This is a genomic window from Colwellia sp. TT2012, from assembly GCF_001440345.1.
GTDB lineage: Bacteria > Pseudomonadota > Gammaproteobacteria > Enterobacterales > Alteromonadaceae > Colwellia.
Genome location: NZ_LJYX01000002.1, coordinates 273507 through 286596, shown reverse-complemented (window position 1 = coordinate 286596; position 13090 = coordinate 273507). Strand labels below are relative to the sequence as shown.

Sequence of the window (13090 nt, the reverse complement as noted above, 5' to 3'; positions counted from 1 at the left end):
ACATTAATGTGAGTGTCCACACAAATTGCATGATAACTAATTGTTAAAGAAAAGAGGTCTTAGTCGCATTCGCTAAGTACCTTCGCCCCTTGCTAACGTTGCCGTTTGCCCGAAGCAGGATGCGCATATTACGCTTCCGAGTTTTGATGTCAACGTTTATTTTAATTAAAAGTTAAGTGTTTTAAAACACTTTAAAACGTTAGCTTAAGTTAGCTACTTTACCTTAATCAGGCAGAGATAACTTATCAAAACAGCTCTTTAGGTTACCCCTTGGAACTGGATGAGCATTCTAGAGTGTTTTTAGTTTTGGTCAATACCTTTTTAACTTAAATTTCTATATATTGATTCGTTCGTTTACTTAAGCTACAACATGTTCATTTAAACAACTATTACACTAGGTGTTTTTGCTATTTATGCTTTATTAGCAGATTAATTGCATAAATTTTGCACTTGATAGTTGCACATTGTAAAAAGCTGCGTAACATAGAATTGCTATTTGCATATATCCAAGCAGTTAAATTAGTTTATTAAAATAATAATTAGGTATCCTTATATGAAGTCTCCAACATTAAAAACAGTCATTATTGCTGTTGTTTTTACCCTTATCGCTTACATTATCGCTTCTAACATGACAGCTAGCCCTGTTCTTGCAGCTGGTCTAGTATTTATTAGTGCGTTTCTCGCACCTCTAGTCGTTGGTAAAACATCAACTGGTCCACAATTTTCTACAGCCAATAATACTATTGCTTCAGATGAAGATGTTAGAACACTTTATGTTGGTAATTTACCTTATAGAGCCAATGAAACCGCAGTAAGAGAACTTTTCTCCAATCATGGTTCGGTTCTTTCTGTACGTTTAATGAAAGATAAACATACAGGAAAACGTCGAGGTTTCGGTTTTGTAGAAATGGCTGCTGGTGATTTAGATGCTGCTATTACTGCACTTAATGATACCGAGTTTCAACAACGAACATTGAAAGTAAGAGAAGCAAAAGATCGCCCAGAGCGAACTGAAGATAATAACCTAGACGATTAAAGCTAGAAATTATAAATAAAAGGCTGTTAATTTATTTTAGCAGCCTTTTTTATTGCCTTAATTTAACGCTGCTGCAACCGCGCCACGCGCTTGAACAGATATATGACTAGTATTGTCAAATGCCTTAGCATTCTGGCAACATCTTCAAAATGAAACAATGCTACAACTGACTCTTGCTCTGTTTTAATATAGTAAATATTGCTTAAGTACTTATTTGCCTAGATCGCCCATGGCTGATAGATAATGTTAGCTGAATTGAAATAACGCTATAGAGTAACTTTGTCACTATTAGTGTTTTATCATCTGCCTTCATAGTATCCAGTACAAGTTATACATTATCGTTTCCCGCTCCACTTTTATCAGGTACTCTCATATTAATTTATTTTATTGCCAACTAGTGCGGAGCAATAATTTATACTTAGGTGTACCTTTGTATTCAAAGGCTTAGTTGAATTAACCATGCCATACGCCTTACTTTACTTATGCTATATACTAGATTACCGACCATTTGGGCTAAAATCAGAGCCTTTTTAATAATTCTTTGATTATTAATTATATAAATTAAACGCTAGACAAAAGCTAAGTCGATAGTAAAATCCGCGCTGTATTATTATCTCTATTTCTTTATACAAGGCACTTTTATGTTTAGTCACATTCATCCCGATAATTACGATGCGCAATTATTAAAGAAACAACAAGATATGGCTAAGCTATTTAGTGATTTTTCACTACCCGCTGCTGACTTATATCCATCTGCACCCTTAAATTACCGCCAAAGAGCTGAGTTTAGGGTTTGGCATGACGGTGATGATCTTTATTACATAATGTTTGATAGTAAAACGAAGGAAAAATATCGCGTAGATGACTTCCCTGTTGCCAGTAAATTGATTAACAAGGCGATGAAGGCTTTACTTGCTGCAATTAAAGATCATAAGGAATTACGATATAAGCTTTTCCAAGTTGATTTTTTATCAACATTAAGTGGTGAATTGTTGATTAGCATGTTGTATCACAAGTCATTAGAAGAAAGCTGGAAAGTTGAAGCGGAAAAATTAAAAGTACAGCTTTCCACTATAGCTCCTGTCGATATCATTGGTCGCGCCAAAAAACAGAAAATCATCATAGATAAAGACTATGTGATGGAATCTTTGCAAGTCGGCAGCAAGACCTTTATTTACCAACAAGTTGAAAACAGTTTCACTCAACCTAATGCAGGTGTAAATGAAAAAATGCTTTTATGGGCCCAACAAGCAACACAAAATTCTGGTGGTGACTTGATTGAGCTTTATTGTGGTAATGGCAATTTCAGTATTGCCCTAGCGGAGAACTTTACCCGTGTATTAGCTACAGAAATATCTAAAACCTCTGTTCGCTCCGCCCAAATTAATATTAGTAAAAATAATATTGATAATATTGATATTGTCCGTATGTCGAGTGAAGAATTCAGTCAGGCCATGAATGGTGAACGCAAATTCAGACGTTTAGCGGATTTCGACTTAACCACCTATAACTACGATACCGTGTTGGTAGATCCTCCTAGAGCTGGATTAGATAGAGATAGTGTTGAATTAGTTAGACGCTTTAATAAGATTATTTATATTTCTTGTAATCCTGAAACATTAAAAGACAATTTAGCCTTATTAGTAGAGACTCATCAAATTGATAAATTTGCTTTGTTTGATCAATTCCCTTACACCGACCATATTGAAACTGGCGTAATACTTACCAGAAAATAGCTTAACGAAATTTTTTAGACACTTTGCGACGGTCACTAAATTCAAGTGCACCGCGCGCAATGAAGCGTAATTGTTGAATGGTTTGCTGAGCTAATTGTTCTCGTTCTTCTTTATCGTCGATATCAAGGGCATCAGAGCCAGCACCAAAAACAATGGTTACTGCGGCGTGTGCGTGGATATAAGCAACATCGGCATCAAGATTATTCGCTTTTTGCAAGTAATCACAAAGCTCCATGGTAAAATATCGGATTTCTCGAATGACTGCAGCACGAAAAGCTGCCGAGGTTCCAGATCGCTCACGAAGCAATAGCCTAAAAACATTACCATTACTCTCAATTAGCTCCATAAAAGTTTCTACCGATATTTGAATAACAGAGCCACCTTTAGCTATACGTTGTCTTGCTTGGCGCATCAACTGCCTAAGCGTTAAACCCGCTTCATCAACTAGAGTTAAACCTAATTCATCCATATCAGAAAAGTGACGATAAAAAGAGGTTGGCGCTAAGCCGGCCTCTTTTGCGACCTCACGTAAACTTAAACTAGAGAAACTACGCTCAGCGCTGAGTTGTTTTAAAGCCGCATTAATTATTTGACGACGGGTCTTTTCTTTTTGCTGTGCTCTTACACCACTCATGCTCATTGCTCTTCTAAAAATAGCGAATTATTTGCTGTAACTATCATACTGTAATAGCGAATAAATATCAGTTTTGCCCAAAAAGTAAAAAGTATTTAGTAAACTCACTTGACTGGTCAGATGATCTAGCTAAACTATCCACAACAGCGTACACGTGTACGCTTAAATTGATTAATCCTGATTTTAGAGAAAAAAATGAAAAAACCCACTGTCATTTGGCTTAATGTTACCCTTTTTTTAGTTACCTTTTTAATAGCAGTTATTGCTGTACCTTATCGTGCTTTAACTTATGGTTTTGATAACACTGAAATAATCTTTGCTTTGCTTTGTTTTATTTATTGTGGCATGTCAATTACAGCAGGCTATCATCGTCTCTGGTCACATAAAACCTATCAAGCGCATTGGAGTTTGCGTTTCATATTTGCGCTTGGTGGTGCCTTTGCCTTACAAAATAGTATTTTACATTGGTGCTCAGACCATAGAATACATCACAAACATGTTGATAAAAATGATGTTGACCCCTATTCAGCTAAAATGGGCTTTTGGTATTCTCATATAGGTTGGATGTGTAGAGAGTATCAAGCATCCCGATATAGTGATTACAAAAATGTTCGTGATTTACAAAAAGATGCCATCGTTATGTGGCAACATAAACACTATTTACTACTAACACTGTTGATGAATATAGGTATTCCCGTTGCTTTCGGTTTATGGCATGGCAATTTAATTAACAGCTTATTATTGGTAGGATTCTTTCGCTTGGTTATGAGTCACCATACAACATTCTTCATCAATTCATTGGCTCATATTTGGGGTAAACAAACCTATACTGACAAAAATACCGCCAGAGATAATGGTTTATTAGCTTATTTAACTTTTGGCGAAGGCTATCATAATTATCACCATATGTTTGAAAATGATTACCGTAATGGCATTCGTTGGTGGCAATATGACCCAACTAAATGGTTAATTAAAAGCTGTCAATGGTTAGGTTTGACTCATCATTTACGTGTTAGCCCTGAAGACAAAATTGAAAAAATGCGTATTGCCATGACACTAAAAAATACCAAAGCAAAGTTAATTACTCACCCCAATACTGAGCAAACACTTATTTACCTGCAACAAGAGTACGAATCGCTAGTGAGTAAAATAAACGAGTATTACCTTGTTCGGAAAAAGGTATTGCAAGCAAAACGAGATCACCTACTAGCTGAGGTTGAAAAGTCAGACTTGATGGCGCAATACCAAGAATTAAAGCAAAGATTAACTGAGCAGCGTCGCAGCTGGCAGACTTTAACGGAAAAACTTGGTTAACATCAAGAAAATGGTCTAACAACTGTATTACCATTTACCTCAAATCCTGTTAAAATTTTTGCTTCAAATAAAATAGATAAGTAGGTTTTGAGGACTTTCCTTTGACTAAATCAAAAACGAGTAAACCTGAAGAAAAAAAATTTGATTATGACGTAATTATCATAGGTACTGGCCCTGGTGGCGAAGGTGCGGCAATGAACCTTGCTAAGCGCCAAAAAAAGGTCGCCATTATTGAACGTTACCATCAAGTTGGTGGCGGTTGTACTCATTGGGGAACCATTCCATCAAAAGCATTACGCCAATCGGTAAGTCGTTTGATTGAATACAATTCCAACCCGTTGTTTAACCAAAATGATCAAGTTAAGCAATTAACCTTCCAAGATATATTAAGCCATGCCTCTGCGGTAATTCGTAAACAAGTTAGTTTACGTAGCGGTTTTTATAACCGTAATCGTGTCGAGCAAATTTTAGGTGAGGCTTCCTTTATTGATGCACATACTATTCGTGTATTACACCCTGATGGCTCAGTCGAAAAAATATCCGCTAAGCAAATAGTTATTGCTACTGGCTCTCGACCTTACCAACCAGATAATATTGACTTTACCCATGCTCGGGTTTATGACTCTGATAGTATCTTAAGCCTCAAACATGCACCCAGGCATGTCATTATTTATGGTGCGGGTGTTATTGGTAGCGAGTACGCCTCAATATTTAGAGGATTAGGGGTAAAAGTAGATTTAATCAATACCCGTGAACGTTTACTGTCCTTCTTGGATGCAGAAATGTCTGACTCACTCAGTTATCACTTACGCAATAACGGTGTTGTCATTCGACATGGTGAAGAGATTGAAAGCGTTGAAACAAGCGATGATGCTGTGATTGTACATTTGAAATCGGGTAAAAAAATGCGCGCCGATTGTTTACTATTTGCCAATGGTCGAACCGGTAATACAGCAGATTTAAACTTAGCTGCTGCAGGCTTAAAGGCCGATGGCCGTGGTCAGTTAAAGGTGAATGATTGTTATCAAACTGACGTAGATAATATTTATGCGGTAGGTGATGTTATCGGTTATCCAAGCCTAGCCAGTGCTGCTTTTGATCAGGGCCGAATTGCTGCTTTAGCTATGTTAGATAGTAACAGTAAAGCTAAATTAATTGCTGATATTCCCACTGGGATATACACCATTCCGGAAATCAGTTCAGTAGGTAAAACTGAGCAAGAATTAACTGAGGCTAAAATCCCTTATGAAGTTGGTCGCGCTCAATTTAAACATCTAGCTCGTGCACAAATATCTAATAACTTAGTTGGCTCGTTGAAGATACTTTTCCATCGTGAGACTAAAGAGATCTTAGGCATTCATTGTTTTGGTGAAAATGCTGCAGAAATTATCCATATTGGTCAGGCGATTATGCAACAAAAAAATGGTGGCAATACCATAGAGTACTTTGTTGAAACAACCTTCAATTATCCAACGATGGCTGAAGCATTTCGTGTGGCGGCCTTAAACGGCTTAAATCGATTATTTTAATAATGACCTAAGTTTTATAACGGGCTAGAGTGATAGTTATCACTCTAGCCCTACACTCTTATTTGAAGAAAGTTAATCGATGAAAAAGTTTAGTTTGATCATTGCCGGTGTGTTATTGCTCCAGCCTTGCTTAGCGAATGATAACTTTACCCTTTATCTGGTGATGCATGCTGAAAACAAGCAAATGATAAAAATCCACGCTTAACTCAATGTGGTCAGGCTAGAGCAAAACAGTTAGCAACCTTGCTCAGCACAGTTAAGATAAAATCCATTTACAGTACTAGCTACCAAAGAACGATGTCGACTGCTGCCCCTTTGTCTAACAAACAAAAAATTGCTATCAAAAATTATAATCCTAAGCAGCTTTCACAGTTTGCTTTACATTTAAAACAGCGAAAAGCTAATGCTTTGATTGTTGGCCATAGTAATACTACCCCGCAACTTACCCAGCTATTAAGTGGGCAGCAAGTTGAACTATTAAACGAAGATAATTACCAAACACTATATCAAATTCAATTTGTTGATAAGCAGACTATATTAACCAAGTTTATGCAACCACTTGTCTGTAACTAGATAAATTGAATTTTGATTAAACTGATTATGCTCTTTAATAAATAGTCACCTTTGCTTCATAAAGCATATTCTTGCCATCATAATCATCAAACCAAAGCGTTAGTTGAAATTCATCAGAGTCAATTTGAACCGCATTACCTAACTCGTAGATGTCATCTGGAAAGAATCTATTGAGTTCTGTAATGCTTTTTCCTTGGACAAAATCACCTAAAGACCATGGTTCCTTTTTAGGATAATAATTATCTAGGTTAAATAACTCTTCCAACAATTGAATAGAAACTAACTCTGAATTCTTTACCTCAACCAGCAAATTTGAATTATATATATCTATATATGAATTTACCGAAAGAGTAATGCGACCTATCGGTTGCTCTAGTTTACTAGTTAAGGACTGAAAATCGATGACTTGCTCTTGATTCAATTTAGAGAGAGCTCCCCCTAAAATATCGAATTGAGTTTTTCTTCTATTATCCATTTGATAGCTAGATGTGATATATGAGTTCTCTTGAAGAGAGAAGTCATCTAAAATATAAGTGATGTCACCACTGGCATGGCTTTTACTCGCAGAAAAATATAATATCAAACTATTATTCTGATCACTTATCACGATTTCTTTTTTGGATGATAGCTGCATATCACCCACTAATGCAGATTTTGCTTTCGATAAAAGCGAACGATGCATTATTTGGTTAGCAATAACCCAAGGAGTATCATCAAAGAAGTCACGCAGCGGAATCTTGTTCAAAAAGGTAGGCGATAAAATTGACATCTCACTTTGTATATTAACCAAGCGACCAGAACGAAAATGTAGCCAGTGATTTCGTCCATAACCTATAACACGTTCACCTTTAAACATAAACAATTCCACACTCGGATCACCAAGCTTATCTACAACTTGTTGATAGCTTGTTCCAATATTAATGCCATATAGGCCATTAGCTAGTGAAAGCTCTTTGTTCACTATTAACGGATGGTTCAGTTTTTCTTTTATGGGAGGAGTGAAGCTATAAGTTGTTTCAATGGTAGTGGTTGCGGTATTAATATTTATTACCTTGTAACCATGATGGTCATAAGGTGCTAATTTTTGGTCTTTATTATTATTTACTTTGCATTGGCTGATTAATTCGGCTTGGTAACTAACAGTATAACTAGCTACTTTCGGGGATGCGAAGCCATGAGTCGCAGCCCGATTTTTGTCTATTTTAACTTTTTTATCTATCAGTAGCAGGTTATCCGCACCAAGTGATTTGGCTTTTCTACGTAATTTTTTCAATAAGCTTAATCGTGTTTTATCGGCAAAAGGCTGCTCTGTTGTGACTTTTACTTTGGCATTATCAATAATCTGATAAGCACAATTAGGGTAATAATCAAGGATGGCAGGTAATTCATCCTGAGCGACGACTGGTGCTATAAATAACAGTAATGACAACAAAGTGACAAAAATAAATTTTTCCAAACAATTCATATATAAATCCTTTTCGATTGTGGTTATCTTTTTAAGCTGAAGGCTCACCGTAGTTTAATATCATGCGATCTCTGTTCAGTTTATCAATCAAGCTATAAATGGCCTGATGATTTCCTATGAACGAGTTCAATTTAAAAAAACCTTGCTCTAAGTTAAGCTCTGTAGTCATTGCCTCATCCTTAAATAGGCTTAACTTCTTAGCTCTGTCCGTAAAAACTAGTGGATACTCAGAAAATGAGGCACTACTTTCCAGAATTTCAACTTCAATGCTATGCCAAGATGAATACCATGTAGCATGACTATTGCCTCGAGATGAGGAACTTGCCAAAGCTAAGTTTTCATTCAAGTGATAATAAGGCTGATATGCTTCATTTGCTTTAATAAAATTCGGCCGCATTGCCTCTTCAGCTAAATTTTCACGCACAAGAGACAACAAGTTAGCACTGTCTTCAGTTAATTGAACATTAATTTTTTCAAGAACGTTAGCACTACTATAAAGTGCTAAATTAATTAAGTGGGTTTTTATTTGGTTAATCATTTGCAACTGACTATGGAGAGCAAGTTGCCACTGTTTAATTTCAGCAGATAAGCTAGTCCCTTTTTCAAGCTCAATAATTGTCAATGACCTTTTTATCGCTTTCGCGGAGCTAACAAACTGCTCAATTACGCTATTTACTTCGATCAAATCCCATTCAACAGCGGGCTTATTTTTATATTTAGAGAGAAGTGCTGGAATTGATTTGGGTAAATACTGAAATGATTTAACTATATTTGCCTGAACATTGAGTAAATAACGTAATTTTCTCCCTACCTGTATAAGTACACTTTTACTCTCTTTTGTTGGTAAAGTTCGATATGACATATGGCTGGCAAGATAAGCTAAATAAAAATTGCTTTCTGCCATATAGGACTTAGCCTTTTGCAGCTCGACTAATGCCATTTGCGCCGAATTGAGTTTGCTTTGATATAATTCAGGCGCTAACATTGCTAAGGTACTGAGTGCTACAATAATGGGCTCAGCTTGCTTTGTTGTCTTTGCTTGTGCGTAAGCCTTTTCAGCCAAGTGCAGATCTAGTCGAGAACAGCCAACTAAAAGTAAAAATGATAAAATAAAAAAAGTCTGAACAATACGAACCATGTTTAAATTCCCTTTCACTTGGATTCCTTTGATATACATTATCTTGCAGCTAAGTATGATCTAGTAATTAAAAAGCTTCACCCGTATTAGCCTTACCTAATTTTATTAATTCGACCTCAGTTATTTTAAAAACCTGTCCCCATTGTTGAATGGTCATCATGTCTTTAATTACATGGCCTTGAACTTTTAGTACTGTACCTGGTAACTGATATTCCTTGGCAAGATTCATCGGTAATAGTTTGTCACCTGTTTTTGATACTAAGCCGTAAAAGCCACCTTCAAAATCCAGATACTTTACGGTAACTTGTTGCCAGGTTTTTTTTGCTGAGTTATCCATATTGTCCTTCCTTAGCTCAGTAACTTTATTTTCATTGTTTGATAGTTCATGTGCTTGTGAGCAACCAGCAACTAACAAGCTCAGTGTGACTGCAGCGATTAAAATTTCTTTCATAATATTTATCCAATAAAAAAGGCCAAGGTAATTTCATACCATGACCTTTATTTACATTGTTGTCAAAATAATCAAAGACTAACAACATTAACCAGTGTATTGCTTACCTTTACACTTTAGCTTATTTACACAGCTAAACCATGTAATTTTCTGGCATTGCTAGTGCAGCAACACCCGAGTCTACCGCTGCTTGTGCAACAGCCCTAGCAACAGCGGCGCATAAACGAGAATCCATAGGTTTAGGGATAATATAGTTTTTGCCAAAGGTAAGCTCCGACTCACCACTTGCTTTAAGTACTTCAGCCGGTACTGGTTCTTTGGCAAGAGCTCTAATGGCATGTACCGCAGCAATCTTCATGGCATCATTGATAGTACGAGCGCGAACGTCTAAGGCGCCACGAAAAATAAACGGAAAACACAAAACATTATTAACTTGGTTTGGATAATCTGAACGCCCTGTAGCAATAATTAAGTCATCACGTACAGCTAAAGCAAGCTCAGGTTTAATTTCTGGATCTGGGTTAGAACAAGCAAAAATAATTGGATTTTTCGCCATGGATTTTACTTGTTTTTGCGACAGAAGATTAGGACCTGAAACACCAACAAAAACATCAGCTCCTGCAATAGCATCATCTAAGGTACGTTTATCGGTATTGTTGGCAAATAGTTTTTTATATTCATTAAGATCAGTACGACGTGTATGTACTACACCTTTAGTATCTAACATGTAAATCTTTTCACGCTGGGCACCACACTTGATCAATAATCCCATACAAGCTATTGCTGCCGCACCCGCACCTAAACAAACGATGTTAACTTGTTTAATATCTTTGCCCTGGATGTCTAACGCATTCATCATAGCTGCAGCTGTGACTATTGCCGTACCATGTTGATCATCATGAAACACTGGAATAGCACAACGCTCAATTAAAGCTTTTTCGATGACAAAACACTCTGGCGCTTTAATGTCTTCGAGGTTAATGCCGCCAAAACTATCCGCAATACTGGCAACGGTATTGATGAACTCTTCAACCGTTTTATGTGTAACTTCAATATCAAAAGAGTCAATATTGGCGAATCGTTTGAATAATAACGACTTACCTTCCATAACAGGCTTTGAGGCCATAGGACCTAAATTACCTAAGCCTAAAACCGCCGTACCATTAGTAATAACCGCAACAGTATTGCCTTTAGCTGTGTATTTATATACATCGTCTGGGTTTTTGGCAATCTCACGACAGGGCTCGGCCACACCTGGGCTATAAGCGAGTGACAAGTCATAACTTGTTTCAGCTGATGTTGTCAATGCGACACTAATTTTACCTGGCGTAGGTAGGGAGTGGTAATCTAAAGCTTGCTGGCGTAGATCTGTCATGAGGGTTCCTTATGCGTTATTAATAGTGTTAGTTTTGTTATTAAGGCAAGTATAGCCATATTTTCTTTTTATTATCGATATCAGTATCACTGGCATTTACTTACTTATATGGTATTGCAATTAGCTAGCTCAATACAAGTCCGTTTTACTATATAACATCGATGTAAGCTATAACTAATAAGACTCTATCATAGGTTAAATTCATATCATTTTGATAAATAGTGGCTATTTCTAATTAAGTATTCAATAACAAACTTAACTTAGCCAAGCTAAAATGGACTTAACCCCCTTTAAAATACATTATCTAGCGCCAAGCCTTATATAGGGCACTATGAAAGTCATAATGAATTAATCTAGACATCGGATCACTTAAATTTAATTTACCGGACAGGAAAAATTTCAAAAAAAAAGTCCAGCTTTTTGCTGGACTTTATTATTAAGTGATTACCTTACCTTCTATTCGGTAAGGGAGAGTAAAGTTTTCCTAATGAAAAGGATTCACTTTAATAATCGTTTCAACACGATCAGGACCGGTAGAGATGATATCTACTGGTATACCGGTAATTTCTTCAATACGCTTGATATAAGCAAGGGCATTTTCCGGTAAATCATCAACTGATGTTGCACCCACTGTGCTTTCACTCCAACCTGGTAGCTCTTCGTATACCGGGGTGATTTTCTCATATCCTTCAGCAGCCGTAGGCGGTACAGTGATAATATCACCGGCTTCAGTTTTATAGCCAATACAGATTTTTAATGTTTTTAAACCATCAAGTACATCTAGCTTAGTTAAACAAAAACCTGTTACGCTATTTACTTGGATGGCACGGTGCATGGCAACCGCATCAAACCAACCACAGCGTCGCTCACGACCTGTAGTAGCACCAACCTCGCGACCTACAGTACCTAAGTGGTCACCAATTTCATCATGCAATTCCGTAGGGAATGGGCCTGAGCCAACACGAGTAGTGTAAGCTTTGGTTATACCTAAGATGTAATCTAAGTGACGAGGACCGAAACCACAACCCGTGGCAACACCACCGGCAGTAGTATTTGAAGAAGTTACGTAAGGGTAAGTGCCATGGTCGATATCAAGTAAAGTACCTTGGGCACCTTCAAACATGATTGACTCACCCGCTTTACGCGCTTGATCTAATATTTCTGAAATATCAGCTGTCATCTTTTTAATGGTATCGGCAACAGCTAACGCATCAGCTAATACTTCTTCATAGTTTACTGGTTCAACTTTATAGTAGTTAACCAATGAGAAATTATGATATTCAACAATTTCTTTTAGTTTAACCGCAAATGTTTCTGCGCAGAACAAATCACCAACACGTAAACCGCGTCGTGCAACTTTATCTTCATACGCAGGACCAATACCACGACCTGTAGTACCAATGGCTTTATTACCACGCGCAATTTCACGTGCAGCATCTAAGGCGTTATGGTAAGGAAGGATTAGTGGACATGCGTCACTAATCAATAAACGTTCACGTACTGGAACGCCCTTGGCTTCTAACATGCTAATTTCTGTCATTAAAGCTTTAGGACATAAAACTACACCATTACCAATTAGACATTTTACGTTATCACGTAATATGCCCGATGGAATAAGATGTAACACGGTTTTTTCACCGTTAATCACTAAAGTATGGCCAGCATTGTGACCGCCTTGATAACGAACTACATATTTAGCTTTATCAGTTAGTAAGTCTACGATCTTACCTTTACCTTCGTCACCCCATTGAGTGCCGAGAACAACTACATTTTTGCCCATGTTTTACTATTTCGTAAGTAAATTAGGCGAGGATTTTACCAAAGAATTATTTGTAGTCC

At 37.0% G+C, this 13090-nt stretch carries 12 protein-coding genes; 6 read left to right on the top strand and 6 right to left on the bottom strand.

Translation table 11 applies throughout. The annotated features are described in order from the left end of the window. Window positions 1-553 precede the first annotated feature (553 nt). Both ASU03_RS01320 and trmA read left to right on the top strand, forming a co-directional pair. Window positions 554-1036 carry an RNA recognition motif domain-containing protein gene (locus ASU03_RS01320; RefSeq protein ID WP_057830091.1) on the top strand — a complete coding sequence of 161 codons (483 nt, stop codon included), beginning with the start codon at window positions 554-556 and terminating at the stop codon, window positions 1034-1036. 641 nt (window positions 1037-1677) lie between these two features. Further along, window positions 1678-2772, top strand: coding sequence for a tRNA (uridine(54)-C5)-methyltransferase TrmA (gene trmA / locus ASU03_RS01315; RefSeq protein ID WP_057830090.1), 1095 nt, complete (start codon window positions 1678-1680; stop codon window positions 2770-2772). Between the two features lies 1 nt (window position 2773). Here the strand turns inward: trmA and fabR are convergent, their stop codons facing one another. Beyond that, entirely contained in the window at window positions 2774-3406 is a 633-nt protein-coding gene (gene fabR / locus ASU03_RS01310) for an HTH-type transcriptional repressor FabR (RefSeq protein ID WP_057830089.1), read from the bottom strand. Window positions 3407-3601: 195 nt separating this feature from the next. Here fabR and ASU03_RS01305 point away from each other — a divergent pair, with 195 nt between their 5' ends. The 4 genes from ASU03_RS01305 to ASU03_RS21340 all read left to right on the top strand — a co-directional run bounded on the left by ASU03_RS01305 (window position 3602) and on the right by ASU03_RS21340 (window position 6822). Then, entirely contained in the window at window positions 3602-4720 is a 1119-nt protein-coding gene (locus ASU03_RS01305; RefSeq protein ID WP_057830088.1) for an acyl-CoA desaturase, read from the top strand. A gap of 101 nt (window positions 4721-4821) precedes the next feature. Beyond that, complete coding sequence (gene sthA, locus ASU03_RS01300; RefSeq protein ID WP_057830087.1) at window positions 4822-6249, top strand: Si-specific NAD(P)(+) transhydrogenase; 1428 nt, start codon at window positions 4822-4824, stop codon at window positions 6247-6249. Between the two features lie 79 nt (window positions 6250-6328). After that, window positions 6329-6454 carry a hypothetical protein gene (locus tag ASU03_RS21700; RefSeq protein ID WP_269432980.1) on the top strand — a complete coding sequence of 42 codons (126 nt, stop codon included), beginning with the start codon at window positions 6329-6331 and terminating at the stop codon, window positions 6452-6454. A 92-nt stretch (window positions 6455-6546) separates the two neighbouring features. Further along, a complete protein-coding gene (locus tag ASU03_RS21340; RefSeq protein ID WP_231731465.1) occupies window positions 6547-6822 on the top strand; it encodes a hypothetical protein in 276 nt (91 codons plus the stop codon). 34 nt (window positions 6823-6856) lie between these two features. On the opposite strand, the gene ASU03_RS01290 is transcribed toward ASU03_RS21340, so the two are convergent. The 5 genes from ASU03_RS01290 to ASU03_RS01270 all read right to left on the bottom strand — a co-directional run bounded on the left by ASU03_RS01290 (window position 6857) and on the right by ASU03_RS01270 (window position 13031). Further along, window positions 6857-8287, bottom strand: a complete 1431-nt coding sequence (locus ASU03_RS01290; RefSeq protein ID WP_057830086.1) for a hypothetical protein — start codon at window positions 8285-8287, stop codon at window positions 6857-6859. A gap of 31 nt (window positions 8288-8318) precedes the next feature. Next, the gene (locus ASU03_RS01285; protein ID WP_157465782.1) at window positions 8319-9443 is read right to left on the bottom strand and encodes a hypothetical protein; all 1125 of its coding nucleotides are present in this window, start codon (window positions 9441-9443) and stop codon (window positions 8319-8321) included. Window positions 9444-9492: 49 nt separating this feature from the next. Beyond that, complete coding sequence (locus tag ASU03_RS01280; RefSeq protein ID WP_057179406.1) at window positions 9493-9876, bottom strand: hypothetical protein; 384 nt, start codon at window positions 9874-9876, stop codon at window positions 9493-9495. Between the two features lie 133 nt (window positions 9877-10009). Further along, window positions 10010-11251 carry a malic enzyme-like NAD(P)-binding protein gene (locus tag ASU03_RS01275; RefSeq protein WP_057830084.1) on the bottom strand — a complete coding sequence of 414 codons (1242 nt, stop codon included), beginning with the start codon at window positions 11249-11251 and terminating at the stop codon, window positions 10010-10012. Window positions 11252-11735: 484 nt separating this feature from the next. Beyond that, window positions 11736-13031 carry an adenylosuccinate synthase gene (locus ASU03_RS01270; RefSeq protein WP_057179404.1) on the bottom strand — a complete coding sequence of 432 codons (1296 nt, stop codon included), beginning with the start codon at window positions 13029-13031 and terminating at the stop codon, window positions 11736-11738. Window positions 13032-13090: the final 59 nt, after the last annotated feature.

Coding starts and splice junctions, on each gene's coding strand:
- ASU03_RS21340 (WP_231731465.1), top strand. CDS start 6,547: ATGTCGACTGCTGCCCCTTTGTCTAACAAACAAAAAATTGCTATCAAA.
- ASU03_RS01290 (WP_057830086.1), bottom strand. CDS start 8,287: ATGAATTGTTTGGAAAAATTTATTTTTGTCACTTTGTTGTCATTACTG.
- ASU03_RS01270 (WP_057179404.1), bottom strand. CDS start 13,031: ATGGGCAAAAATGTAGTTGTTCTCGGCACTCAATGGGGTGACGAAGGT.
- ASU03_RS01305 (WP_057830088.1), top strand. CDS start 3,602: ATGAAAAAACCCACTGTCATTTGGCTTAATGTTACCCTTTTTTTAGTT.
- fabR (WP_057830089.1), bottom strand. CDS start 3,406: ATGAGTGGTGTAAGAGCACAGCAAAAAGAAAAGACCCGTCGTCAAATA.
- ASU03_RS01280 (WP_057179406.1), bottom strand. CDS start 9,876: ATGAAAGAAATTTTAATCGCTGCAGTCACACTGAGCTTGTTAGTTGCT.
- ASU03_RS01275 (WP_057830084.1), bottom strand. CDS start 11,251: ATGACAGATCTACGCCAGCAAGCTTTAGATTACCACTCCCTACCTACG.
- trmA (WP_057830090.1), top strand. CDS start 1,678: ATGTTTAGTCACATTCATCCCGATAATTACGATGCGCAATTATTAAAG.
- ASU03_RS01320 (WP_057830091.1), top strand. CDS start 554: ATGAAGTCTCCAACATTAAAAACAGTCATTATTGCTGTTGTTTTTACC.
- ASU03_RS21700 (WP_269432980.1), top strand. CDS start 6,329: ATGAAAAAGTTTAGTTTGATCATTGCCGGTGTGTTATTGCTCCAGCCT.